The sequence below is a fragment of the Paenibacillus cellulosilyticus genome (genome assembly GCF_003182255.1).
Lineage (GTDB): Bacteria > Bacillota > Bacilli > Paenibacillales > Paenibacillaceae > Paenibacillus_T > Paenibacillus_T cellulosilyticus.
The window spans coordinates 157,822-183,491 of record NZ_QGTQ01000005.1; the positions used below are offsets into that span (position 1 = coordinate 157,822).

26 protein-coding genes are annotated in these 25,670 nt (G+C 52.6%); 20 read left to right on the plus strand and 6 right to left on the minus strand.

Annotated elements, in window-relative coordinates:
* Positions 1-5: 5 nt before the first annotated feature.
* From DFQ01_RS09800 to DFQ01_RS09815, 5 genes are all read left to right on the plus strand, one after another.
* Positions 6-767: an ABC transporter ATP-binding protein gene (locus DFQ01_RS09800; RefSeq protein WP_110043706.1), complete on the plus strand. Its 762-nt coding sequence runs from the start codon at positions 6-8 to the stop codon at positions 765-767.
* Positions 764-2,866: an FtsX-like permease family protein gene (locus tag DFQ01_RS09805; protein ID WP_217490339.1), complete on the plus strand. Its 2,103-nt coding sequence runs from the start codon at positions 764-766 to the stop codon at positions 2,864-2,866. Before DFQ01_RS09800 ends, DFQ01_RS09805 begins: the two co-directional genes overlap by 4 nt.
* Positions 2,867-3,144: 278 nt before the next feature.
* A complete protein-coding gene (locus tag DFQ01_RS09810; protein ID WP_110043707.1) occupies positions 3,145-3,981 on the plus strand; it encodes an RMD1 family protein in 837 nt (278 codons plus the stop codon).
* Between the two features lie 31 nt (positions 3,982-4,012).
* Positions 4,013-4,171: a hypothetical protein gene (locus DFQ01_RS31045; protein WP_174812468.1), complete on the plus strand. Its 159-nt coding sequence runs from the start codon at positions 4,013-4,015 to the stop codon at positions 4,169-4,171.
* Positions 4,172-4,198: 27 nt separating this feature from the next.
* Complete coding sequence (locus DFQ01_RS09815; RefSeq protein ID WP_110043708.1) at positions 4,199-4,498, plus strand: DUF2277 domain-containing protein; 300 nt, start codon at positions 4,199-4,201, stop codon at positions 4,496-4,498.
* A 75-nt stretch (positions 4,499-4,573) separates the two neighbouring features.
* On the opposite strand, the gene DFQ01_RS09820 is transcribed toward DFQ01_RS09815, so the two are convergent.
* Entirely contained in the window at positions 4,574-5,938 is a 1,365-nt protein-coding gene (locus DFQ01_RS09820; protein WP_110043709.1) for a TrkH family potassium uptake protein, read from the minus strand.
* A 184-nt stretch (positions 5,939-6,122) separates the two neighbouring features.
* Here DFQ01_RS09820 and DFQ01_RS09825 point away from each other — a divergent pair, with 184 nt between their 5' ends.
* The 5 genes from DFQ01_RS09825 to DFQ01_RS09840 all read left to right on the plus strand — a co-directional run bounded on the left by DFQ01_RS09825 (position 6,123) and on the right by DFQ01_RS09840 (position 9,660).
* Positions 6,123-6,950, plus strand: a complete 828-nt coding sequence (locus DFQ01_RS09825; protein ID WP_110043710.1) for an alpha/beta fold hydrolase — start codon at positions 6,123-6,125, stop codon at positions 6,948-6,950.
* A 5-nt stretch (positions 6,951-6,955) separates the two neighbouring features.
* A complete protein-coding gene (locus DFQ01_RS31550; protein ID WP_245946615.1) occupies positions 6,956-7,129 on the plus strand; it encodes a hypothetical protein in 174 nt (57 codons plus the stop codon).
* Positions 7,086-7,787: a YheC/YheD family protein gene (locus DFQ01_RS09830; protein WP_245946612.1), complete on the plus strand. Its 702-nt coding sequence runs from the start codon at positions 7,086-7,088 to the stop codon at positions 7,785-7,787. The genes DFQ01_RS31550 and DFQ01_RS09830 overlap by 44 nt, the downstream gene beginning before the upstream one ends.
* A 190-nt stretch (positions 7,788-7,977) precedes the next feature.
* On the plus strand, positions 7,978-8,763 hold the full coding sequence (locus DFQ01_RS09835; RefSeq protein WP_110043712.1) for a sporulation protein: 786 nt from the start codon (positions 7,978-7,980) through the stop codon (positions 8,761-8,763).
* Positions 8,764-8,892: 129 nt separating this feature from the next.
* Positions 8,893-9,660, plus strand: coding sequence for an AAA family ATPase (locus DFQ01_RS09840; protein ID WP_110043713.1), 768 nt, complete (start codon positions 8,893-8,895; stop codon positions 9,658-9,660).
* Between the two features lie 500 nt (positions 9,661-10,160).
* On the opposite strand, the gene DFQ01_RS09845 is transcribed toward DFQ01_RS09840, so the two are convergent.
* A complete protein-coding gene (locus DFQ01_RS09845) occupies positions 10,161-11,216 on the minus strand; it encodes an NAD(P)/FAD-dependent oxidoreductase (protein WP_110043714.1) in 1,056 nt (351 codons plus the stop codon).
* 284 nt (positions 11,217-11,500) lie between these two features.
* Here DFQ01_RS09845 and DFQ01_RS09850 point away from each other — a divergent pair, with 284 nt between their 5' ends.
* Both DFQ01_RS09850 and DFQ01_RS09855 read left to right on the plus strand, forming a co-directional pair.
* Positions 11,501-12,370 carry an AraC family transcriptional regulator gene (locus DFQ01_RS09850; RefSeq protein ID WP_245946604.1) on the plus strand — a complete coding sequence of 290 codons (870 nt, stop codon included), beginning with the start codon at positions 11,501-11,503 and terminating at the stop codon, positions 12,368-12,370.
* A gap of 101 nt (positions 12,371-12,471) precedes the next feature.
* A complete protein-coding gene (locus tag DFQ01_RS09855) occupies positions 12,472-13,482 on the plus strand; it encodes an ABC transporter substrate-binding protein (RefSeq protein WP_245946605.1) in 1,011 nt (336 codons plus the stop codon).
* A 175-nt stretch (positions 13,483-13,657) separates the two neighbouring features.
* Here the strand turns inward: DFQ01_RS09855 and DFQ01_RS09860 are convergent, their stop codons facing one another.
* Both DFQ01_RS09860 and DFQ01_RS09865 read right to left on the minus strand, forming a co-directional pair.
* Positions 13,658-14,215, minus strand: coding sequence for a 5' nucleotidase, NT5C type (locus DFQ01_RS09860; protein ID WP_174812469.1), 558 nt, complete (start codon positions 14,213-14,215; stop codon positions 13,658-13,660).
* A 19-nt stretch (positions 14,216-14,234) separates the two neighbouring features.
* Positions 14,235-14,780: a GNAT family N-acetyltransferase gene (locus tag DFQ01_RS09865; RefSeq protein WP_110043716.1), complete on the minus strand. Its 546-nt coding sequence runs from the start codon at positions 14,778-14,780 to the stop codon at positions 14,235-14,237.
* Between the two features lie 189 nt (positions 14,781-14,969).
* On the opposite strand from DFQ01_RS09865, the gene DFQ01_RS09870 reads away from it, so the two are divergent.
* The 6 genes from DFQ01_RS09870 (at position 14,970) to phnE (DFQ01_RS09895) (ending at position 20,609) form a co-directional block, all read left to right on the plus strand.
* Positions 14,970-16,094, plus strand: a complete 1,125-nt coding sequence (locus tag DFQ01_RS09870; RefSeq protein ID WP_110043717.1) for a tyrosine-protein phosphatase — start codon at positions 14,970-14,972, stop codon at positions 16,092-16,094.
* A gap of 156 nt (positions 16,095-16,250) precedes the next feature.
* Positions 16,251-16,631, plus strand: coding sequence for a hypothetical protein (locus tag DFQ01_RS09875; protein WP_110043718.1), 381 nt, complete (start codon positions 16,251-16,253; stop codon positions 16,629-16,631).
* 245 nt (positions 16,632-16,876) lie between these two features.
* Positions 16,877-18,025, plus strand: coding sequence for a phosphate/phosphite/phosphonate ABC transporter substrate-binding protein (locus DFQ01_RS09880; RefSeq protein ID WP_110043719.1), 1,149 nt, complete (start codon positions 16,877-16,879; stop codon positions 18,023-18,025).
* A 122-nt stretch (positions 18,026-18,147) separates the two neighbouring features.
* Entirely contained in the window at positions 18,148-18,933 is a 786-nt protein-coding gene (gene phnC, locus DFQ01_RS09885; protein ID WP_110043720.1) for a phosphonate ABC transporter ATP-binding protein, read from the plus strand.
* Positions 18,923-19,738, plus strand: coding sequence for a phosphonate ABC transporter, permease protein PhnE (gene phnE, locus DFQ01_RS09890; protein ID WP_110043721.1), 816 nt, complete (start codon positions 18,923-18,925; stop codon positions 19,736-19,738). Before phnC ends, phnE (DFQ01_RS09890) begins: the two co-directional genes overlap by 11 nt.
* Before the next feature lie 64 nt (positions 19,739-19,802).
* On the plus strand, positions 19,803-20,609 hold the full coding sequence (gene phnE, locus DFQ01_RS09895; protein WP_110043722.1) for a phosphonate ABC transporter, permease protein PhnE: 807 nt from the start codon (positions 19,803-19,805) through the stop codon (positions 20,607-20,609).
* A gap of 20 nt (positions 20,610-20,629) precedes the next feature.
* On the opposite strand, the gene DFQ01_RS09900 is transcribed toward phnE (DFQ01_RS09895), so the two are convergent.
* Entirely contained in the window at positions 20,630-22,219 is a 1,590-nt protein-coding gene (locus tag DFQ01_RS09900; RefSeq protein WP_110043723.1) for a bifunctional metallophosphatase/5'-nucleotidase, read from the minus strand.
* Between the two features lie 261 nt (positions 22,220-22,480).
* Here DFQ01_RS09900 and DFQ01_RS09910 point away from each other — a divergent pair, with 261 nt between their 5' ends.
* Entirely contained in the window at positions 22,481-23,440 is a 960-nt protein-coding gene (locus DFQ01_RS09910) for an MraY family glycosyltransferase (RefSeq protein WP_425452382.1), read from the plus strand.
* A 393-nt stretch (positions 23,441-23,833) separates the two neighbouring features.
* Positions 23,834-24,784 carry a hypothetical protein gene (locus tag DFQ01_RS09915; RefSeq protein WP_110043725.1) on the plus strand — a complete coding sequence of 317 codons (951 nt, stop codon included), beginning with the start codon at positions 23,834-23,836 and terminating at the stop codon, positions 24,782-24,784.
* On the opposite strand, the gene DFQ01_RS09920 is transcribed toward DFQ01_RS09915, so the two are convergent.
* Positions 24,774-25,664 carry a LysR family transcriptional regulator gene (locus DFQ01_RS09920; RefSeq protein WP_342769984.1) on the minus strand — a complete coding sequence of 297 codons (891 nt, stop codon included), beginning with the start codon at positions 25,662-25,664 and terminating at the stop codon, positions 24,774-24,776. The two genes, DFQ01_RS09915 and DFQ01_RS09920, sit on opposite strands and share 11 nt — an antisense overlap.
* Positions 25,665-25,670: the final 6 nt, after the last annotated feature.

Sequence of the window (25,670 nt, forward strand, 5' to 3'; positions counted from 1 at the left end):
GAATAATGGACGACATGATTCAAATCGATAATCTGACGAAGGTGTATAGGGCCTTCAAGGGCGCGAAGGAAGTGAGGGCGCTCGATCAGATCAGCTTCGCGGCCTCAAGAGGTGAATTTATTGGCATTATGGGGCCAAGTGGCAGCGGCAAAACAACGCTGCTCAACATCCTATCCGGTGTTGATACCTCAACCTCGGGCGAGGTCATCATCGAGGGGCAGTCGATTGCCCGTCTGAAGAAGGATAAGCTTGCGTTGTTTAGGCGTCAGCGCATCGGCTACATTTTTCAAGATTTCAACCTGCTCGACAGTTTGACGCTCAAGGAGAACATTGCGCTGCCGCTCATTCTCGACCATGTGGCGCCGCAGCAGATTAACAGCCGCGTCGATGAATTGATGCAGTTCTTCGGCATTGCGGACATTGCTGGCAAATACCCGTACCATGTGTCGGGCGGGCAGAAGCAGCGCACCGCAGCGGCGAGGGCGCTCGTGACGGAACCAGCCGTCGTATTCGCGGATGAGCCGACGGGCAACCTCGATTCCAAGTCGGCATCGGATATTATGGACATGCTGACGGAGATGAACGAACGGAAGAACAGCACGATTCTGATGGTGACGCATGATGCGTTCGCTGCCTCGTACTGCAAACGGATTATTTTCATCAAGGACGGTCAGATTAGTGTTCAGATTCAGCGGGCGGGAGACCGGAAAGCGTTCTTCGATAAAATACTCGAGATTCTGAGCGTGATGCGAGGCGATGCGCAATGAGTGTCATGACATTCCGGCATATCGTGAACAAAAACTTGCGATACAATTTTCGACGGTTCATTTCGTATGTTTTCGTCAATAGTTTCGTCGTGGCAGTGCTGTTCATGTACGGCAGCCTGCTGTTCAATGAGATACTCGCCCAAGATGATGCGATGAAGATCGCGTCCGATTATATCGCTATTGCGGCTTACGCCATCATCCTATTCAGCATCGTCTTCGTGTCGTATACGGGGGTTTATTTTGTAAAGTCGAGGGGTAAGGAGTTCGGGGTTTATCTCACACTAGGGATGACGACGCGTGACCTCATTCGGATGATCGTCTTCGAAAGTCTCGTAATCGTGACCGGCTCGGTCCTATGCGGCATCGCGGCGGGACTGCTGCTATCCAAGCTGTTCTATCTCCTATTGGGCAGAGTGCTTAACTTATCGACGGACATCTATTTCATCAGCTACAAAACGTTCGTCCTCAGTCTTGGCGTCTTCCTGTTCGTCTTCCTGTGCAATCTGCTCTTCACGAGCGTGTTCATTCGCAGGCTGTCGATTGTGCAGATTACGAAGGCGGCCACCACCAAAGGTCAGTCCAAGTCGCGGCCCGTCCTTGGCGGTATCTCGACGGTCGTCTTTATCGTATCGATGTGGCTGTTCTATGCGGGTATTACGGGCGATAAGTTCGTGAATAACCTGCTCGGGCAGAACAAATCCGCCTTGCTGCCGCTTGTTGTTATTGTCATTCTCGTATCGCTTTATTTTGCGATTGCGTCGTGTATTGATGCCGTTAGAGCGGTATGCTCCCGTTTCCCGGCATTCTATAATCGGCATATTCTGATTCTGTCCAGTCTGTCGCATCGCTTCTTCACGTACAAGGTATCGCTCTACATGGTGTCGATGCTCATTGCGCTGTCGCTGTTCTTCATGGGCTTCGGTCTGTCGCTCTATAGCTACACGAAGAAGACGATCAGTGAATTCGAGCCCTATGATTACATGATCGAGACGACGGGCAGCATCAATGCGATCTCGCCGGACGAGGTGAAGCAGGTTATTGAGGCGAATGGCGGCACAGTGGGGGCGTTCAGCGAGCTTGAATATATTTGGAGCGAGAGCTATAGAGACATTGCCGGCGGTTCGTTCACGCATGATTATAAAGGCAGCCTCATTGTGAGCGAGTCGAATTATAACAAGCATATGGGGACGTCCATCGATGTTGCGCCGGATGAGCTGCTGATCGTCCAGAACATGAAAGGCGACGAGGCTGCGGCGATCGATTACGACACCACGATCACGGTTGAGCCATGGCGCGAAGGGGATGCTCGTGCGCAAGCATTCAGCAGACACCCGATGAATAAGGATCGGTTCGTGCAATCGGTAGGCGGCGGTACTCCGATACTCCAATATGAGCAGGCGAAGACGAGCAGCATGTATGCTGCGTTCATCAACTCATATGGCGATGTCGAGTTTGCGAGCGTAATAGCCAATGTGATCGACGACTCGGTATACAGCAAGCTGGAGGACCAGATACACAACACGGCGTACCTATTCAATCTGGCAAGCGGGGATGGCGACCAGATTTATGCGGCCTTGCTGGATACGCTGCGCAAGGTGAATCATGCGGATAACAGCCTATGGGCGAGTGCGGAATCCAAGTTCGGCACGCCGAAGGATACGGCGGAGTTCCTGCGGCCGATCTACAAGGCGGAGCGCTATGAGATTGCAATGCGAATCAGCGGCTTCATGCTTTTCTCCTTTGCCTTCCTAGGCGTATTATTCCTGCTGGCTTCACTTGTTGTGCTGTACTACAAGCTGATGACAGACATGGATGAAGAGAAGGAACGCATGATACTACTCAAGAAAATCGGCTTGACGATGGCGGAATGCAAGTCTTATCTGCAATCGCATCTGGCGATTCTCTTCTTCGCTCCGATGCTCATCGGCGGCATTCCAGCACTCATTCTGCTGCATGCATCCGTAGGGTTTACGGTGTATGCCGGTTACTTGATGCTTCAAGTGCTCGGATTGTATGTCTTGTTCGTTGTGATGAATGGACTGCTCTATGTGTCGCTAAGGAAAAAGTTTTTCAGAGGCGTCGGCCTACTGAGCGAATAATGGTGACAAATAACAAGGACCTGCATGTACCGTCGGTTAGCGGTATAGGCAGGTCCTTCGTTGTGCTGCCGGTTGATCGGCTGTGCATGACCTAGGACTTGCAATATACGAACGGCTGCCCATAAGAAACGGTATATAAGAAGATCGCGTTATTCAGGTATCTTTGGGTCCGATCTTACATATGCTTGTACATGGAAAAAGTTAACGAATTGAAAACGAATCCCGGCATTGGTCTTTACAGTTCGGATATATAATGGGCTTCGAAAGGGGCGGCAATCATGAAGGAGCTTACGTTTAAAGCTTTTGCTGTAGCCAACGAAATTGATCTGAACAAAATCGCCACACACTGCGGCATTCCAAAGAAATTCACCTGGGAAGAGCCGCTTATTCTGAAGGGCGATACGCTTAAGTCAATCCTGCACAAGGAAATGGACAAGTCGCAGCAGGTCCTGGTATTCTCGTTCGGCAGCGTTGTGTTCATTAATCATAGCCATGCGGACGAAATATCGAGCTTCATGCGCTTCGTTCATGCGTTTGAACCCGGAATTGATCTGATGAACATTCACCAATATACCGACGATTACAGTCTTCATACGGATAAGAAAGCAGAGTTTCAAGTGACGGACGAATATGTGGTGGTGTCTGACTATGAGTCGTTCTACCCCGAGCTGATTTCGACTGTACTGGCGAAGTCGGTGGCGCTGGAGAAGATTGAGGAGCAATCGGGCAAAATCCACGACCGTCTCGAGCTGATGATTGACCGCCTCGAATCAGGCCGGCTGCGGATCGGTAACAAGGAGCTGGCGCGGCAGACAGCGAACATTATGCGCCACGAATATAACACGATATCGTATGTCATGATTCTCGATAAACCGGACATTACGTGGACAAGCAGCAGTGCGGGAGAGTTCTATGATCGAATGACGGAGTTCTTCGAGATGAATGACCGGTTTACGATTCTGAAAAGCAAGACGGAGGTACTGTACCGCATCATGGAGGGCTTCTCGACGATTAGTCACTCGATACGTGGATTGTTCGTGGAATGGATCGTTGTTATCCTCATCGTGATTGAGGTACTCTTGACGGTATTCCAGATCGCAGGCTGGCTGCCATAATAATCGGATAGATTGCGGTTCGCCTCCATTAATGATACAAATCTTCGTGCTGCTGAAGCGCATTGACAGCCGATCGGTTATTTATAAGCTTCTCTATGTCGTGACGATTCTGTATGGCGCTCTAGCCGTCTACCACCTCGTGTGGATCAGTATGAAGACGTATGCTATAGTAACCAATATTGGATCGTAAAGTCGCGACAAGGAGAGGAAGCGCAGCATGTGCCGAAATATCCGAACGTTATTTAATTTTGAACCAGCAGCTACCGAATACGAGGTTACCGCGGCGGCTGTGCAGTTCGTCCGTAAGCTTTCGGGCTTTAACGCACCGTCCAAAGCGAATGAAGAGGTGTTTCAGCGGGCTGTGGAGGAGGTTGCCGCAGCGGCGCAGAAGCTGCTCGATAACTTGGTCACGAATGCCCAGCCGCGCAACCGCGAGGTGGAGCAGGAGCGTGCCCGTGCTAGATCGCTCAAGCGGTTCGGCAACCCTTTAGCTGTTATCGATGAAGACGAGGAATAGCTCTTAATGGAGCGGGAATATAAGAAAGCACCGTGCGACCGATGCGTCGTACGGTGCTTTTTGGCTGTGTGGGGATTACCCGTTAATAACCCGCTCGATCGGATAACGGATCTTGGGCTCTCTCTTGTTGCCGCCCATAATGAGCAGGACGGAGGTCAATCCGATTCTGCCGACGAACATGAGCACCATGAGATCGCATTTGGCGAATGCATTCAGGTCTGGTGTAATGCCGGTTGACATGCCGACCGTTCCGAAGGCCGAACTGACCTCGAATATAATCGACATCAACGGGATGGACCGATCGGTCGCACTGATCGCGATGACGGATGCGGTGCACATTAGAATGGCTAACACGGTAATCGCAAGCGACTTCATGATATCGTCCTGGTGCAATTGGCGTTTGAATACCTTGATCTCCCGAATCCCTTTGGCAAAGTTGAAAATGAACAGCATGTTGAGCGCAAACGTTGTTGTCCGAATGCCTCCGCCTACCGAGTTCGGCGAGCCGCCAATGAACATGTACACACTCATTAGCAGCAGAGTTGGCAGTGTGAAATCGTTAATATCCATCGTCGTCAGCCCTGCGCTTCGCGTCGTGGTCGATTGAAACAGCGCGTAGAAGAAGCTCTCATGCCACGACATGTTTTTCATAAAATGATTCCTCTCCAGCAGCCAGATCAGAATCGTCCCGATAACAAGCAGGATGAAGTAAGTGGCGGAAGTGATCTTCGCGAAGAGCGAGAAGCGGAAGCTGCGCTCCAGATGAAGCTCCCTCCTCGATAGGAATGCCTTCACTTCGATAAGGACCGGAAACCCGATTGCACCAAAAACAATTAAGATAACCGTAATGATCTGCACGAAGTAGTCATTGGCGTAAGGAGCTAATGATGTTCCCGTGATGTCCATCCCGGCATTGGTTGTTGCGCTGACAGATGCGAACAATCCTTGCAGGAAGGCTTCCTCCCATGTTGGGTAGTAGCGCAGGAAGCGGAAGCCGAAGATGACCGCGCCGGTCAGCTCGGTCAACAGTACGATCTTAAGCGTCTCCCGCATCAACTTCACAATGCCTGATAAGGCCAGTTGGTTGTTATCGACCATAATGAGGCGGCGTTCACGCAATCCGATTCGCCGTCTGAACAAAATCCAGAAGAAGGTGCTCATCGCCATAATGCCGATACCCGCGAACTGCAGCATGAGCATGATCATGAAGTAGCCGAATACGCTGTACGTTTCCGCCATATTGAATACGCCGAGGCCTGTGTCGCTGACGACGCTGACGGCCATGAAGACCGTATCGAAGAATGACACTTCGTGCCCGGGACGTTGAACCGCTGGAATGCTGAATACCAATATCCCGATCAGCACAGCCAACAAATAGTAGCCGGCAATCACCTGAGCGGGCGACCGCTGCTCAATCCATACTCGAATGTTCCGCCACATGGAGAACCCGCCCTTTCTTATGGTTGCGTCAACTGCTGACAGGAACGAATCCACCACCATTTTTTGCCCATAAAATGGCGGGAATATGCGCGGGTCGATCAGATGACCGGTGACCTGGCATGATCGTTCATTGAACTCATAGACTATGCGTAGAGACTACGACTGTGGGAGTGGATCATGGAGCATGTATACCATTTACAGCGGATCGTCCGGTATTCATCATCAGCCGAAATATAAGCAGCAACAGAGTCAGCAACAACATCAGGCCAGTCCCGTTCAACCTCTGACGTTTGTGCTCGTGCATGGCTCGTGGGCGGATGCGAGCTTCTGGAATCCGGTCGCCGCAGAGCTTCGTGCAAAGGGGCATGTTGTGTACATTCCGGAATATCCGGGGCATGGGGGTGATCTGAATACGAATGTCACGCACGGGATGATCTCAAAGGCAGTTGCCGATTATATGACAGCGAATAATCTCCAAGATATTATTTTGGTCGGACACAGCTTTGGCGGGTCTGTTATACAAAAGGCGGCAGAGCAGGTGCCCGATCGCATTAAGCGGCTGGTGTTCATGAATGCGTTCGTGCTGGCGGACGGGCAATCGGTGGCGGACCAATTCCCTCCGCCAATGCTGCAGGCGTTCGAGCAACTGCGGAAGGCATCGAAGGACGATACGATCATGCTGCCATTCCCGGTGTTCCGCGAAACGTTCGTCAATGTGGCCGACCTAGCGCTGGCGAAGCAGCTGTACAGCGAAGCGCGGCCAGAACCAGCCAAGCCTGCCTTCGAGAGACTCGATCTCAAGCAGTTCTATAAGCTGTCCACGCCCAGAAGCTACTTGTACCTGACAGAAGATAATGTACTACCCCAAGGGGAGGGATACGGCTGGCATCCCCACATGTCGAGCAGGCTTGGCCTGTTCAGACTGATCAAATCGCCGGGTGACCACATGACCTATTTTCGCTCGAAACCAGCACTTCTTGCACAGCGGTTGTATGAGGCAGCTAGAGATTAGCAAATATGGACGGAAGCGCTAGACAAGAGCACGACCCAGTCCTATCGATTGCTCATACGATTACAGTGAAGGGGTGGAATCGTTATGGGCTATCGGAGTACATCGGTCAAGAGCAAGTGGGTCAAAACCAAATGGCTGCTCGCCAGCAGCACCACGCGCCGGTACGTTCCAAGAACTAGGTTGTTTAACAGAAGCAATTTAAGCTCAATGGTTTCGCAATACTCGACGGTTTATTTCAAGCCGACTGATGGTACAGGCGGTAAGAACATCATTCGTATTCAAAAGAAGGGCAAAGGCTATAAAGCGCAATATAACTATTCAAAAAGCCGTCTGTCGTCGCTCAGCGCGTTACACAAACATCTAAGCAAGCACGCGCACGGCCGTTCCTATCTGCTTCAAAGAGGGGTTAATTTGGCCAAATCGAAGGGCCGCAGGTTCGATATTCGCGTAGTCGTTCAGAAGTCGAAGGGCGGCAGCTGGAAAAGCACGGCTCTGTTCACTAAGATCGGCAAGCCGGGTAAGGTAACGACGAACTATCATCAAGGTGGACGTCTTGGGTACTTCCGCTCCACGCTGAAGGGCGCCGGCTACGGCAATGCGGCGATTGAACGTAAAGAGGCGCAGCTGGAACGGCTGGGCCGCTCGGTCGGCCGAGTTTTCAGCAGGCACAGCAAGGGCTTCCGTGAGCTGGGGCTGGACATAGCGCTCGACAGCAAGCGCAGGACGTGGATTCTCGAGGTGAATACACGGCCGTATTTCTCTGCGATGAAGCATTCGAACCGCAGCATGCACCGCCGAGTGATGTCCTATGCACAGAAGTATGGCAGGAAGAAGTGAATAAGGTTCTGGAGCCGCCTTGCGAGAGGCGGCTTTTGTGTTGGATGTGCTCCATTCCCAAGCAATTTGTGGAACTTATTCAATAAAGATGAATCCATTCTTCATTCCGGCCGTAAATGCTTGGTAGGCACGGAAGCGAGGTGAAAGCCTTGCATCGTATCTTCATGGACGAGATGCAGGAGGGAAATCGATGTCATTATTTAATCGGATTATGGCGAGCGTAGGAATCGGTTCTGCGAAGGTCGATACGCTGCTCGAGAAATCGTCGTATTACCCAGGAGAAGAGATTCGCGGCGTCATTCGTATTTATGGTGGAGCAGTCGAACAGCGAATCGAAGGAATTGATCTGGCTGTGATGACGTACTACACGAGAGAAGTCAACGATACGAAAGTACAGGAGAAGGCGCAGCTCGGCGTAGTTCGTGCAACGGGAGCGATTCAATTGCGAGCGAATGAGCAGAAGGATGTGGAGTTCTCGTTCCGACTGCCGGTCAGCACACCGCTTACGGTCGGCAGAACGCCAGTCTTCATTCAGACGACAGCGGATATTCGTTCTGCGGTAGACCCGACTGACCAGGACCGGATCGATGTCGTGGCAACGCCAGCGATGCGGGCTGTCATGCAAGCGGTGGAGTCGCTTGGCTTCCGGCTTCGCGAGGTAGAGACCATCTACGCACCACGACTTGGAGGCTCTCATTCGCCGTTCGTACAGGAGTGGGAATATAAACCGCAGTCTGGTGCATACAGAGGTCGTCTGGATGAGCTTGAAGTGGTTTTCTTGCGTCAGCAAGGCGGTGGCGCAGAGCTTCTGCTTCAGATCGACCGCAAGGCAGTTGGCCTATTCGGCCACTTCGCAGAGGCGATGGAGATGGACGAAAGCTTCGTCCGCGTAACCGTGTCCGAGCAGGATGTCCTAGGTGGACCGCAGCGCGTCGCTTCGCTGCTCGACCAAGTGATTTCGAGATACGCGCATTAACAGAAAACCGGACATCCTGCGGACTTGTGGGATGGCCGGTTTTTGTATGTAAATCGGACTTATTGGCATAGAGGTGGTCTCAAATAATGGAGAGGCATCGTTTATAATGGAATGAATGAGGAGGTGTTCATGATGTATGGTCTAATGCCATTCCTGCGCCAGGTGGAGCTCGATCGACAGCGCATTCCATCTTTTGATGGTTATCCGTTCAACTTAGAGGTCGTAAAGCAGCTGCGCACGTTGTCTTTTCACCCGAAGGTAACGTATTTGGTTGGTGACAATGGGATGGGGAAGTCGACGCTTATGGAAGCGATCGCAGTTGCGTGGGGCTTCAATCCGGAAGGGGGTTCGATGAATTTCACTTTCTCGACGAAGGCGTCACACTCTGAGCTGTATGACTACATAAGGCTTGTGCGCGGGACGCGAAAACCGAAGGACGGGTTCTTCTTCCGGGCAGAGAGCTACTACAACCTGGCGACGGAGATTGATGCGTTAGATCGGGAGATGTCTTTTGGTCCGCCATTGACGGCTTCCTACGGCGGCAAGTCGCTGCATGAGCAATCGCATGGCGAATCGTTCTTCGCAACATTCCTTTATCGGTTCGGAGGACGCGGCCTGTATATATTGGACGAGCCAGAGGCAGCATTGTCGCCGCTTCGTCAGTTGTCGATGCTGGCTCGCATTCACGAGCTGGTAGAGAAGGGCTCCCAGTTCATTATCGCGACGCACTCTCCCATTCTGATGGCGTACCCCGAAGCAACGATCTACAATTTATCGCCAGACGGCATCGAAGAGAAGGACCTGGAGGAAACAGAGCACTTCATCATTATGAAGCAGTTCATGAACAATCGAGAAAAAATGATCGCAGAGCTAATGAGCGGAGACGATGAGGAGTGAAAACCCGCCTCTATATGGCACGCGCGGCTGGCCGAGTGGACATAGGAGCGATAAATCGCCTCTAACCAGCACGGACGATGCGGCCGGTGTAGATAGAGGCGGAAAACCACCTCTAACGACCACGCGTGGCTGGCTGAGTGGATATAGAGGCGAAAAATCGCCCCTAGCTGGCGCTCTGGCTGCGATGGATGCGGATAGAGGCGAAAAACCACCTCTAACGATCACATGTGGCTGACCGAGAGCAAATAGGAGCTAAAAATCGCCTCTATCTAACGAATGCGGATACCTGCTGAGAGTATATAGAAAAAAATAGTCGCCGCCCAATGGGCGGCGACTTTCACACACAACAGTAAGCTTTGCCCCACAGGGGCACGCGATTCCCACCATGCAGCATCTAGTCCGCGCCTCTCCCCATCCCACGTTTCTCCTTCCGGGGTCCCGGGGTTGGGAAACCCCGGGGGGTCCTCCCTAGCAGGGAGGAATTAGGTGGGTAGAGTCCTTTAGTTCGCAAACAGCTGCTTCTTCAGCTCCCTATTGCGCTCCTCGAACAGCTCGTTATGCGAGGAGACCATGCCCCAAGCTTCAGCTGTTGGCGTTACATATTGCTTCGCCTTGTTGACGGCGTTCGCCGCGTCTTGGAAGGCACCTGCGATCAGGTGCAGCTTGCCATCGTGCGCAAGAATATCGCCTGCTGCAAAGATGCCCGGCACAGACGTCTCGCTGCTGGACGTGCCGTCGATGCACCACTCGTTCTTCATCTCGATGGACACCTTGCTGTTCGCGAGCAGATCTTTATCGCGCTCATAGCCATGGCTGACGATGACATCGTCCACGGACAGTTCGACGACTGCGTGATCATCCAAGTTACGCAGCACGACGCGATCGATGGCTGTATGGTCATCCGTTGCAACGAGCCGCTCAATGTCCGTATTCAGCAGGCAGGACACTGAACTTTTGAACAGTCGAGTAACTTCGGCTTCATGCCCCTTCAGCGCTTCCTTGCGGTACGTCAGATAAACTTTCTTAGCAAAAGGCTCCAGCTCGTTCGCCCAATCGATCGCAGAGTTGCCGCCGCCGGAGATGAGCACCGTTCTGCCCTTGAAGCGGGACAGCGACTTGACCGTGTAATGCAGATTGGACACCTCGTACTTCTCGGCGCCTTCCAGCTGCAGCTTCTGCGGCTTCAGAATGCCGCCGCCAACCGCAAGAATGACCGTGCGGGAGTAATGCTCCGCGCCAGAAGAGGTGAACAGGGTGAAGATGCCTGTATCTTCATTCTTGGAGATGGAGGTTACTTTCTCACCTAGCACAACGGTCGGATCGAACGTGCGTCCTTGTGCAGTGAGCTGCTTGATCAGCTGCTCGCCGGTGACAGGCGTAAGACCGCCGATATCCCAGATCATTTTCTCCGGATAGACATTGACCTTGCCGCCAAGATAAGACTGGAACTCGATAATCTTCGTCTTTAATTCACGCAGGCCGCTGTAGAAAGCGGAGTACAGTCCCGCGGGACCTCCCCCAATAACCGTCACGTCAAAAATGTCCTGTTCGTGCATGCGCTCATCTCCCTTAATCGCTGAATTGGCATTGCAATCTATCGTTCGAACGCTTATTTCGCAGTCATGATCTTCACAATCTCATCAAGCAGACGTTCCCTTGTTACTGGATCATCAAAGTTCCAACGACTGTCCATCACATCATACAAAATTGATAATGATTCTCATTATCTGAAAGTATAGAGGCATCCAAACCGTCCGTCAAGGGGATCTTCGTCATATTGGTGGATTTTAGGTGGCGCTTTGCACATTGCACAACGGCTGGCTATACTAGGGACAAATGCATGACAATGCAGCGTTGGAGCGTGAAGACGTTGGCTTATTTGGTGGAAGAATTGGCGCATGCGCTTGTAACCATTCCGCTTGAGGTGCATGGCGTGTACCGAACGGAGTTGGAACCAGGCGTTGTATATGACGGGCATGTTGATCGTCCGACGACGAAGTGTGCCGTTATTATCAGCCTGCGGGGACAGGCGGATTTTATTTATGACGAGACCGAGCGGTACAGGCTGGAGCCTGGCAAAATCCTTATCGGCGGCGTACAGAAGCGGCTTGAAATTCATACAAGCAAGGAAGGGTTCGAGTACGCACTCGTTCACTATTTGCCACAGGCCATAGCGGGCAAAGAAGAGATGAAAAGGCTGACAGAGGTCAGCTTACTTCATGCTTCACCGGATCCCGGGCTTATGGGGCTGTTCGATCAGTTGCTACAATCGGCGTCCTCTCCGGATCGAATGATGGAGCTCGAGAAAAAGGCGCTGTTCTATCGGCTGATCCACAAGCTGCTGCAGGCCGAGCGCCATCAGCAGAACAGCGAGAGCTATACGCTTATCGATCAAGCGATTCAATATATTCAATCGCATTATGCAGAGCCGCTGACGCTGGATCAGCTGGCGGGAAGCTTTGGGCTGAAGCCCAAATATTTCTCGTCTCTATTCCATCGATATGTTGGCCTAGGGCCGATTGATTACTTAATTCAATTCCGGATTAACCGAGCGCATGAGCTGCTCATGACGGGACAATTCACAGTTGCCGCCGTTGCGCGGAGCGTCGGCTATGCGGACGCGTACTATTTCAGCAGGCTGTTCAAGAAGCATAAAGGACTGCCGCCAGGCCAGGTTGGGCTGCACCGAAAGCGAAATAGTCCATCATAAGCGGTGAAATTCTCTATTTGCTTTTGAGAAGCAGAGTGATAGAGTTCTAATTGATAATGAGAATTGTTATCTATTAGTTCTGCATAGAGAGGGAGCTTTTCATGGTTAAGGGTATGAAATGGTATGTCATGCTGGTTGTTCTATTGAGTTTCACGGTTGTAACGAGCGCTTGCTCAAGCAGTGACAAGTCGGACAAGGAAACCAGCAGCTCCGGCCAAGCGCAAACGACGGATAAAGCGGCGGATGAGAGCAAATTCCCGCGCACGATCCAAACGGCGAACGGTGACGTTACGATTAATGAGAAGCCGAAGAAGGTTGCCGTTGTTCACTGGGGTTACGGCGACTCGCTGCTGCTGTTCGACCTTGAGTCGGTAGGCATCGCGCTGCCTTTTACAGAGCAGCAATCCGTGCTTCATTCGGATCAATATAAGCCTTACGTAGACAAAGTAAAAGATCTGCAAATCGTCGGTGAGAACACGCAGGTGGACTTGGAGAAGCTGCTCGCATACGGCCCGGACCTGATCATTGCCGGCAACGCGATCAACAAGGACGTTCTGGGCGAGCTCTCGAAGATCGCTCAGACGGTCGTCATTGACGAAGCGCAAACGGATGTATGGTCCAACTGGCCAGCGCTCGTGACGAAGTTCGGCGAAATTCTCGGACAAGAGGACGTAGCAGCGGACTATATCGCGAAGTATCAAGCGGACCAGCATGCAGGCAAAGAGAAGCTGTCCAGCTTGAATGGCACGGTAGCCTTCGTTCAAGTACGTGAGCAGGAAGTGTATCTGCAAGGCACGAACTATACGAAGCAGTACTATGAAGGCCTTGGCCTGACGCCTCCACAATCGAATGATATGGCCGATGGTGCGAAGATCAGCTTAGAAGGTCTGGCCGCGCTTGATCCAGATTACCTGTTCCTCGGCTACTTCAACTACAGCGACAAATCGATGGCAGCAGCGACGGACGCTTGGGAAGACAGCGAAGTGTGGAAGAAGCTTAAGGCGGTTCAGAACGGCCATGTGTACAGCATTAACGGCGAGCTCGCGCTCGGTTACGGTCCGATCGGCAATTCCTACGGCGTGCAAGCCGTTATTGATGAGCTGAGCAAATAATCGTGTAATTAGGAAGGGCAACGCAGAGGGAATGATCCCTTTGTGTTGCCCTTTCCTTGTATAAAAGGATCTAAGAAAGTCTAGTGTTGATTCTGAAATCTTATACGTTAGAACTTTATTGAGTGATAATCGGATGATGCAAACGGCTGCCATCACTTCCTTTTTGCTGTATCCATTATCGCTCTGCGATAGCTGTCAGATGCTTCTGTACGTCTGCCCAGCCAGTGGCTCGGAACAGCAGATCGTGCGAAGGTACTGATAGATTATAGGGCTGTTCCATCAGAATGACCGGCCTGCCCACTTGTACGAACTGCTCTGCATAATGCGGCCCGTCGTCGATGAGCACATCGACCTTCGAATCAGCACATTGCTGCAGCTTGTCCTCAACGAAAGCAATGTCGTGATAGGCAATACCATGCTGCGCGAGCCATTCGAGCGTTACATCGCGGAATAGAAGTGGACGCGCCGTAATAATCGACAGCCGATGCTGGCGATACAGCTGCTGCAGTACTTCGACAGCGTGCGGCAGCGGATTCGAATGCCAGTGAATATCGCGGCCATACAGATGATAGATGGCTTCGCGTTCCTCTTTGTTCCACCCGTACATTTTGTACAAATAGAAATTGTCGACATCGTCAGCTGTTAAGGTTAAGCCAGAGGCTATATTGTAGTAGTGAAGATGTGGGGTCGTTGCGTCAAGTACGGTGTTGTCCAAGTCGATTCCAATGTGCAAGATGGGGCCTCCTTCTAACTCACAGTATCTTTGCGAAAATAAAAATAACCTCGTGCGCCGCATGCTTCGTGCGGAGCTCCTCCTGCAACTGCTTGCCCGCCCCATAGCCATCATCATGGATGGACACGCGCTCAAGCTCGCGATAGTTAGCGTCTTTCGCAACGAGTTCAATGGGCTCATAGCCATTCCTGAGATAAAACAGCTCGACCTTCAGGTCGTCGGCCGAGCCTACGCCAATAGAATGCGCGCCAACCTGCCGTGCGGCGGCTTCGAACGTCTGCATCAGTTGCGATCCTATACCCTGCCGCGCCAAGCCAAGTGTGGTGTCGAGGTTAACTGCCACGCCTTGCAGCACATATTCGTGCTCATTGTTACGAGAAGGGTCTCCATAGATAATGCCAGCTAGCTGATGCCCCTGATAGGCAGCGAAGTACAAAGCGGAAGGGGGCTCAATCCGCTGAATGAACGCCTCGTACGGCTCAGAGTCTAGATATTCCTGTTGAAAGGCATAGACGTCTGTATGGTCGGCAGCTTGAACGGGTCTGATCGTAATGGAAAGCGGCATGAGGGGGGAAAGCCTCCGATCAATCTGAAGTGGAAAATGATTACATAAAAAGTATATCGAAGTTTCATAGCGTGTGCACGACAATTCCAGCGTTCATTTACTAACTCTTAACATGCAGTTGATGTGATGTGAATACTAATCTCCTAATCTTGTGTACAAGCACATATCTATTAGGGGGCACAAACATTCATGTACAAGAAACTTTCATCCGCGATTCTAGCTGCATCCATCCTGCTCGGCGCTGTAGCGCCAATGACGAGCTTCGCTGCTTCAGCCAATTCGGCTGTGCAAGTGAAGAAGCAGGGCCAATTCACGACAGCAAGTGTGGAGCGTAAGAGTGACGGGACACTGGTTGTTCGTTGGAAAGCGAATGCGGACCTGGGCGCGGCAAAAATATATTGGAGCACATCCCCAGACAACATCGAGAAGAACGGCAAGCTGCTGGCGAAGACTTACACGGCTTTCAACGGCTATGTAACGGCTGATCCGAAGCCAAACTCCCGTATCTATTTCTTGATCAAAGGCGGCAACGGCGACACGATCGTGACGGCTGAGCGCAAAGTCAACCTGCAAGGCGCGTTCAACTTCCGTGATCTCGGCGGCTACCAAACGACGGACGGCAAGACGGTGAAGTGGGGCAAGTTGTTCCGTGGCGAAGAGCTTGGACACCTGACAGCGTCTGACCTGACGTATGTTCAAAACATGGGTCTGAAATCGATCGTTGACTACCGTACGGACGCGGAGGTTAACGCACTCGCTGACCCGGTGATCCCAGGTGCGAACTATATTCGTACAGATGCAGGTAATGCAGGCAGCACAGCTGACCTGAACTCGATGATCGCATCGGGTCTGATGAAGGACGAAGCATCGGCTGTAGCGATGATGGTTGGCTTCAACAAGCAAATGGTTGACGCACCGAAGTTCTACATTCAACTGATGGAACTGTTGAACGATCCGAACAACATCGGTCTCGTGCAGCACTGCACAGCAGGTAAAGACCGCACGGGCCTTGGCTCGGCAATCATTCTGCTGACGCTTGGCGTTGACGAGAAGACGGTAATGGAAGACTACCTGGCTTCGAACGTATATCGTGCAGAAGCGAACAAGAAAGCAGTCGAAGCTGTGAAGCAGCAAATCGGCGACGAGAACGTAGTAGCTGCTATCACGGCACTGATGGGCGTGCAGAAGGAATTCCTGCAAGCGGCAATCGACGAGATGAAAGCGAAGTACGGCTCGATCGACAACTTCATCGAACAAGGCCTTGGCGTGACGAAAGAAGAGCGTGCGAAGCTGAAAGCGATGTACACGGAATAATTAATCATTCATTCATAAGGCCTTGCCGTCGCGAGACGGCAGGGTCTTTGTCGTCGTGTTCGGTGGTTGCGAATAGATACGAGTGGGGAGGTGCACACTACTGGGGTCTTTTGCCACGATACGAATACGATATGGACGAATTGGAGTGAAGCCCGAATGGGAGATCGAGCGGTATTCGCTTATTTCAATACACCAGAGCAAGCCGAACAGGCGTTGAAGGGGCTTGAGAAGCTCAAGCTTATTGAATACAAGGTTGAACGTTTCGACGGCTATGCGGGAACCGGCTATCAGAGCCTCGATCAGACAGGCAACACGATTACGGGCGAGTTCCCTGGACTGGGCTATTTGACGTTAGGCGGCGATTTCGATCAGCCAGACGCAGGAATATTGGCTGCCGCTAGTGTGAGCGCGAGCGGATACAGTACAGGCGGACCGGATAACCGTGTCACTGGCCGAGACATTATGCTCGTAGCCATCGTCGGCGAGGAAGATTACGAGCAGGCGACGCAGATCGTGAAGGAAGCAGGCGCATTATAGGCTGTCAGCGGAATAACGAAGTAAGCATGGCGCGATCGCGCCATGCTTTTTTTTGCAGCATCGTTCGTCGTTTCGATTGTTGTGAAGGTGTCGGAGGTTCGCTAACAACGATTACTTCCTTCTAGTTAACAATACATACATAATTTCACAATACTATTCTAACATTCCGATAATCGCCCGTTAATAGAGTCGGCGTACGATAGTTTCGAGATTCGAATGACGAAAAAAGTGGAGGGTTATCGAAAGTGAAAAACAAGCTTGTACTCTTTGTCGTATTTACACTCCTTATCGGACTACTTGCCGGCTGCGGTTCGGACAAGAAAGATGAAAAGACTGACACCGCTGCGAACAGCACGACGACGACGGACAATTCGTCGACTGACACGAAGGCTGCCACAACAGATGCGAACGCATCGACAGATACGGCTTCGACGACGGATGCTTCCAAACAAATCAGTGAGCTGAAAGTGAGCTTCGTACCTTCGAAAGATCCTAGCGAAATCATCACGGCAACAGATCCGCTTAAGGATCTGCTCAAAAACCAACTGGCAACGGAAGGCTACACCGTTGATAAAGTTACCATCGACGTTGGTACGACGTACGAAGCGGTAGGCGAAGCAATGACGTCGGGTTCGACGGATATCGGTTTCATTCCTGGCGGCACTTACGCGCTGTACAGCGATGGCGCTGACGTTATTCTGACGGCTACGCGCGCAGGCCTGTCGAACGATTCGGACAATCCGAAGGATTGGAACGACAACAAACCAACAAAGGCGACGGAAAATCAAGCGACGTACTACCGCGCCCTGTTCATTGCAGGCCCAACGAAGAAAGGCCAAGAGCTGGCTGCGAAAGTAAACGGCGGTGAACAACTGACGTGGGACGATCTGAACAGCGCGAACTGGATGGTAATGTCGACTTCTTCGTCGGCAGGCTACATCTACCCTACGCTCTGGCTGCAAGCAAACTATAACAAAAGCATTACCGACCTCGCGCATGTCGTAACGTCGGATTCGTATGCAAGCTCCTTCGCTCGTCTGGCTGGCGGACAGGCCGACATCATCGTGACGTATGCGGACGCTAGACGTGATTACGAGGAGAAATGGACGACGGATCTCGGCCGTAAAGCTTCGATCTGGGACGAGACGAACGTTATCGGCGTAACGCAAGGCATCTACAACGATACGGTCAGCGTGAGCAAAGAAGACAAAGATGCGAAGATGACGCCTGAATTCAAAACGGCGCTGCAAAACGCGTTCATCGCCATCGCGCAAACGGACGCAGGCAAAAATGTGATCAAAATCTACAGCCATGAAGGCTACCAAGCTGCTCAAGCGTCTGACTATGACAATGAAAGAAAAGCACAAGACCTGATCAAGAGCTTGAAGAAGTAATCAATAGCGCTAGCAGTCTATTCTCAAATGATCAATATCCATACTGTTGAAGAAAGATGAGTGCATCAGCCTTGATGTGCTCATCTTTTCCTAGTTCAAGACTAAAAGATCGGAGAACTCAGATGATCGCGTTTACTAATGTGAACAAAACGTATGCCAACGGTACGACCGCGTTGAACAACATCAACTTGAGCATCGAGCAAGGCGAATTCGTCGCGGTAATCGGCTTGTCGGGTGCCGGCAAGTCAACCTTGATTCGGTGCATTAACCGGATGCATGACATTTCGGACGGACAGCTGCTTGTGGACGGCGTCGACACAGCGAAGCTCAAGGGCAAGCAAATCCGGCGGTTCCGCCGGCGGATCGGCATGATATTTCAATCGTTCAACCTCGTTACTCGCGCGACCGTCATCAACAACGTGCTCGTGTCCTTAGTGCCCGATATGCCGCTGTGGCAGAGGGTAACGGGAATTTTTACACGCAATCAGAAGCTGAAAGCGCTGGAGGCGCTGGAGAAGGTCGGCATTCTGGACAAAGCGTTCGTCCGCGTCGACCAGCTGTCGGGCGGCCAGCAGCAGCGGGTTGCACTGGCGCGCACGCTCGCTCAAAGCCCGGACATCATTCTCGCTGATGAGCCGATCGCTTCGCTCGATCCGGTCACGGCGAAGCTTGTCATGGACGATTTCAAGCGGATCAATCAAGACATGAATATTTCCGTCATTATGAACATCCACCATGTGGAGATCGCGCTCGAATACGCCGACCGGATCATCGGCATCCGTCAGGGCGAGGTCGTCTTCGACGGGCGCGCCGCCGAAGTGACGAAGGATGTGCTGTCCTATATTTACGGCGGCAAGATGGAAGAGGCAGCAGCCTCGGCCGAGGAGCGTGCACGCCATGTACGATAAACTGTTTCCGCCGAAGCCGATCGTGCTGCCAAGCGGCAAAAACGTGTACCAGAAGCGGACGCGGCTGCCGCTTATTGTCCTTATCCTAATTGTGGCTATCTATTACTCGGTTCAGCTCACTGAATTTAATCTGCATAAGCTCGTAAATCGGATCGGTGAATTTTTTGTCCTCTTCGATGAAATGATTCCGCCGAACTGGAGCTCCTGGCATGAGCTGACGGGAGCGCTGTTGGATACGCTGCAGATGTCGCTGCTCGGCTCTTTACTCGGGTCACTGCTGGCCGTACCGTTCGCCGTCGCGGCTTCCTCTAACGTCGTCCGCAGCCGAGTCATCGTTGCGTTGTTCAAGACGATTCTTAGCCTGCTTCGAACGCTGCCGACGCTCGTCACGGCGCTCATTGCGACCTTTGTGTTCGGACTCGGGCCGATGGCGGGCGTAGTGGCTATCACGTTATTCACGGTTTCATATGTCGGAAAGCTGCTCTATGAACAGATTGAGAACGCCGATATGGGTCCGTTCGAAGCGATGGAATCGCTTGGCATGACGCGTGTCCAGGCGTTTCGGAATGCGGTCTTTCCGCAAGTGCTGCCCGGTTATTTGTCGACTTCATTATTTTGCTTCGAGGGCAATGTCAGACATGCAGCCATTCTTGGTTACGTAGGCGCAGGCGGAATCGGCTTGCTCATTAAAGAGGATATAGGTTGGCGGGATTATCCGAGCGTAGGGATGATTATATTGGCGCTGGTTGTTACCGTCTATCTGATCGAAACGGTAAGCGAACATTTTCGGAAGAAGTTAATTTAAATGCGTGTTTGAAAAGTTTGGTTTTCGGGGACTTTTTGAACGACCGCTTTAAGGAGAACTCGCTATGATGACAGTTGAGAGACAGCTTCAGGCTTCGCCGCGCAGGATATGGTACAGACTAGCCATTACGCTCATCGCCATCATTCTGATCGGCTGGTCGGTGGGCGCCGTAAGCTTCAAAGACGTGAACCAGAGCGGTTTTCAAATCGCGCTTAACATATGGAAAGGGATCGTGCATCCTGATCTTGACCTGTTGTTCAACGTATCCAAACAAAGCATACTCTATTTGCTCGTTCAGACGTTTGCGATCGCGTTTCTCGGGACAATCGTCGGCGGCATCCTCTCCGTTCCGCTCGCTTTCTTAGCGGCTTCGAATGTCGTCCCGAGGCCAGTCGCATGGCTGACAAGGCTGCTGCTGATCGTCATTCGAACGATTCCGGAGCTCGTCTATGGCCTAATGCTGATCAAAGTGACAAGCCCGGGTCCGTTCGCAGGCGTGCTCACCATCGGCATTACGTCGATCGGCATGCTGGCCAAGCTTTATGTGGACGCGATCGAAGAGCTGGACGTGAAGGTGCTCGAATCGATGACATCCATCGGCTGTACGACGTTCGAGAAAATCCGCTACGGCATTATGCCGCAGCTGCTGTCGGTGTTCCTGTCCGTGACGATTTACCGGTTCGACATGAACATGCGCGAAGCTTCCATACTCGGGCTTGTCGGCGCCGGCGGCATCGGCGCGCCGCTTATTTTCGCAATGAACAGCTACAAATGGAGTCAAGCCGGATCGATTCTAATCGGCCTGGTCATCCTTATTCTGCTGATCGAATTGCTGTCCAATAAGATGCGCGCCAAATTGGTCAAAGGGTAGCCAGTCACGCCTCGCGCCACTCAATAAACGATCCAGTTATGATCGCATTCGCTGCGGATCGTGCCACGCTTCATTATGCAATCGGCTAAGATTTCGGTCATGTCCGTCGGTATTTCCCGTACGACCGGTCGGCCCTTGATCATATCGAAGTTGCCGCCGCCGCCCGCGCGGTAGCTGTTCATGGCAACCTCGAAGGACGCTTCCGGATCGATAGGCGCGTCGTTCCAGCGCAGCTTGACGACCCGCTCTCCGACAGGCTGCGATATATCGAGCGCATACTCGATGCCTTCCCACATGTCATAGTCAAAATGGCGCGGCTTCGGCAAGAGGTAAGCAGCAGATACCCGCAGCTCGCCCGTACGCGCGTCCCGGTCGAAATAGCTGGCGCTCTGCTCAAGCGCTTCTCGGATTTCGCGGCCTGTTAGCAGAACGACCTTAAGCGTGTTCGGGTAAATATAGTTCGCGGTAACGTCGCGCATCGTAATCCGCTTGCCGAAGCCTCTCGCTTCATCGGTAAAAATAGCGGCGCACGAAATCGCAGCACCTGTTGTCTCCATCTGCACCCGGTTGATGAATTCGGTGAACGGGTGATCAGCCTGCCGCGCTGCGAACGGCTCGGTAATCGATAGATCGCCTTCCGTGCTGCCGATCGGCTGGTCGAGCCACTGCTGCGTCTGCCGCTCGTTCGCGGCGAACCGTGCAAGCAGTTCTTCGTCAGCCTGCTCCTCGGCATCCGCTGTGAGGAGCAGGCTGGCTTTTTTGCCGCGCAGCGACCATGTACCTTCCGCCGTCTGCTCGAAGGTCAGTTGGACTTTGGCGATCGCTTGTCCGGCGAAGCCGGGCTGCGCGAAGGCGACGCCGCTTATTTCACCGGCAAGCAGGCGATGCTGGTGACCGGTGAACAGGACGTCCATGCCGCCGATTCGCTTACACATTTCGTAGCCTTGATTCTCGCCGGTAAGCGGCTCGGTCGGTTCGCCAGTGACGGGATCATGTTCAAGGCCGCCGTGATAGCAGACAACAAGCGCATCGGGACGCTCATGCTCGTGAATATGCCGGACCCAGCGCGTTGCGGATTCGAGTGCGTCCTCGAAGGTGAGGCCGCGAATATGGTTCGGATTTTCCCAATTTGGAATGTAGTGCGTCGTTACGCCGAGCACGGCAATGCGGATGCCCGCAGGCAAGGTGAAGATGCGGTAAGGCTGCCCGAACGCGGGTTGTCCGTCTGCTTCGTTCACGATGTTGGCGGACAGCCACGGGCAATCAGACTGCAAGACGGTCTGCTTCAGCAGATCAGGTCCATAGTTAAACTCATGATTGCCGATCACAGCGGCATCGTAACGCAGCGCATTCAACGCATCGGCCGCGGGGTGGGTGCCGACCGCGCCATATTTGGCATAGTGATACATGAGCGGCGTCCCTTGCAGCAGATCCCCGTTGTCGATGAGCAGCAGCGACGGATCGATGCTCCGCTCTTTGCGGATAATGGCGGACAGCTTGGCAAGCCCGATCGGCTTGTCTTCGGGTCCTCGGTAATCGGTCGGATAAATATGTCCGTGCAGATCGGACGTTTCCAATAACGTAACGATGGCTGTTCGCGGCGAATTCATAAGGATACTGCTCCTGTCTGTCAAAGAGTAGAGGATAGCTCCTTTCATTGAACCATATTTATGCAAAAAGTGATGTTAAGCTTTTGCTAAGCAGCCGCGAAGGGATCGTTTAGGCATTATTGTACTCGGCATAATCGTGATGGAGACGCTGATTGACACAATATCTGGATTTTTGAGGAAGCGAATGGTTTAATCGACACAATTAGCGGTTAATATAAGGTGACTCGAAATTACACAGCCTTTGTAACGGTGGTGAGAAGCATTTTATATTTAGCCGCTTTTGTGCTTTCATTTCTCATTGTTATCGCGCTCATTCCGCCATTTAGCAAGCTGGCATTCCGGCTTGATTTTGTGGACAAGCCTCGGGCAGGGGTGGAGCGTAAGCTGCACCGAAAGCCGATTCCGCTTACGGCGAGCTATGCGATTTTTATAGGCTTCTTCGTCACATACCTCGTTATTACCAGAGACTTCTCTTGGGAGACCGCGGCGCTTGTGGCAGGCGGCATTCTGCTGCTCGTCATCGGGACGATTGACGATTGGTACAAGACGAAGGGCAAGGACTTTCCGGCGCTGCCGAAGCTAATCGTACAAGTCTCTGCCGCTGTGCTTGTCTATATGGCGGGCGTCCAGTTCTCGGGCTTCTACAACCCGCTGTCGGGTGAGTACGTCGTATTGCCGGTTATTTTGCAATTCGTGCTGACGATTCTGTGGATCTTCGGGGTGACGACCGTCATCAACTTCACGGATGGACTGGATGGACTGGCGGGTGGACTGTCGGCGATCTCCGGCTTAACGCTGTTCATCGTGGCGCTTGTTATGGGGCAGTCGAACTCGGCGCTGCTCGCAATCGTACTCGTTGGTGTAACGGCAGCCTATCTGCTGTTCAACCGACCGCCAGCGCGTATCTTTATGGGTGACGCCGGGGCGACGTTCATCGGCTTCATGCTTGCCGTCATCGCGTTGGATGGCGCATTCAAGCAAGCGACGGTGCTGTCGATATTCATCCCGATCTTGGCGCTGGGCGTCCCGATCTTCGATAACCTGTTCGTCGTCGCGAGGCGGTTCGTGCAGGGCAAGTCGATTTACCAGGCAGATGCGAGCCAAGCTCACTACCGGCTGCTGCGCGCGGGACTTAACACTAAGCAGGTGCTTATGTTCCTCTGCTTGATCAGCATGTGCTTCAGTTTGACATCGATCATTTTGCTGCTCGTACAGATTTAACGACAGCGCATAGGTGGCGCAACAATGCCGCAGTGGATGGCCTTCGGGTCATTCGCTGCGTTTTTTTGTTTAAGTTAAGTTCGACTGGCGGCTGGCTAGCGGTTGCGATAGCGGCTATTGAGGTTAAGAAGCGACGTTTGAGCGTGCAACGGTTGTGAGAGAGGCTATCGCAGCACAATCGGACCCTTTTCGTACCATACAGAGCCATTAAGCCCCCCTGCAACCCATAAATTCTGAAAGAGCGTGTCTGAGTCCTAACAAGCGCCGTCATAACCATTAGATGAAGGAAGAACGTGAACGCGAGGCGGTGTGCATGAATATAGGTTTCAACTCTCCTATTTTATGGTAGAAATAGAGTGGGGATTGGAATTTGGGAAGGGGAGAGGTTGAAGGATGAGAGCAACGGTCTGGATGCGAAGATTGGGGATTTGCAGTACGCTGATTGTCCTGCTGACAGCAGCGGCAGGTACGGAGGTGAAGGCAGAGGCAGCGACGGCAGCTGCGGTTGAAAAGACGACGGCAAACGATGCGGCTGCGGCGCTTGAGTCACTCCCGCTGAAGAAGCTGACGAAGCCGCCTTTTCGCTATTATCTTAGCGCAGTGGTGAGCAAGCCCACAGAATCAACCGCAACGAAGAAGCTGACGCTAAGCCAGAAGTCGGTGAAGAGTCAGCCGGTCACTTTCGATTTGGCTACGGTGCCCGAGTATACGGCAGGACAGTATACGGTACCGATTCCGGACCGCAATATTAAGGGTAACTTACCGGCTGGCGTCCCGACGACCTATAAGGGCCAGATGATTGTGCAGGCGATTAAGAGCGGCAATTATGCGATTCTAATCTATGGCGCGAACTTTGGTGAGAACCGCTACATGATCATCATGGATACAGCTAAGGGCAAGTTTATAAAAGCTTATGATTTCATCAACTACGCGATTGCGCCGAGCTATGTAAAGGCAGACTATGACTACATCTACGAGCGGGTACGCTGGGCAACGATCGAGAATGGCATCCTGTATGTGGCGCATAGCCATCTGACGTATGCGAAAAGCTCGAACGGAATGAACGGGTATATTACGGCAATTCGGCTGTCCGACAGCAAAATGCTGTGGCGCTCCGCTCCGCTTGTGAGCAATGCGGGCAATTTCGTCATCTCAGGTGACGTCATCTTGTCTGGCTATGGCTTCACGGCGGAGAAGGATTACCTGTATCAACTCGACAAGCGCACGGGCAAGACGCTGGATAAGGTGCTGCTGAAGGACGGCCCTAATTTCATTGCGCAACGGGACAACGATATATTCGTGTACAGTTACGCGCATTTGACCCAATTTACGATTAAAAAGTAGCCGACAGCAGCCCCATATAGTGATCCGCAATAAGCGACAGCGAAGCGCTGCTTCGGGTTGCGACGCCAATGAAGCGCTCGGGAATCGGCGCGGTCGTCGTCAATTCGAACAGCGCTTCGTCGCGCAGCTCCTGCTGGACGAAGGAGCGCGTTACATACGCGGCACCGTAGCCATGCCGGGCAAGCTCCACGAGCATCTCGGAGCTGTTGAGCTCCATGTCGACTTCGACCGCAATGCCCTGCTCGGCGAACCACCGCTCGATGAACTGGCGCGTATGGCTTCCCCGGGAAAGGAACAGCAGCGGCAGCTTGTTCAGGTCCGCAGGCGTAATCGGCTGGCGGGCCAGCTCTTTGTATGCAGGTCCGACAACGAAGCAGCCTTGAATGGCTGTAAGCGGCTTAATCTGCAGCTCGGGATCGACATACGGCAGATGGACGAAGCCAAGATCGATCTGGCCTTCGACCAGCCGTGTACGAATGTCGGCGGTGTTGCCTTGGAAGAGGCGGATGCGGACATTCGGATGCTGCGACCGCAGCTCGTCCAGCGGCGTCAGCAGCAGATGCTTAATGATCGGGCCGCTCGCGCCGATGCGCAGCTCGCCCGAAGCGTAATTGCGCAGCGAAGCGATTTGCTTCTCGCCGTTATCGAGCAGGGTGAACGACTTCTCGACGTAGTCGAGCAGCGTACGTCCCTCTGAGGTTAGCGCTACTCCCTTGGAGAGGCGGTCGAATAGCTTCACGCCGAGTGCTTCCTCTAACTGCTTGATCGCGTAGCTGACTGAGGGCTGGGTAATGTGGAGCTCTTGTGCTGCACGCGTCAGGTTGCCGACCCGCGCGGTATGCAGAAATATGCGATACCATTCCATGTTCATCATTGACATGATATA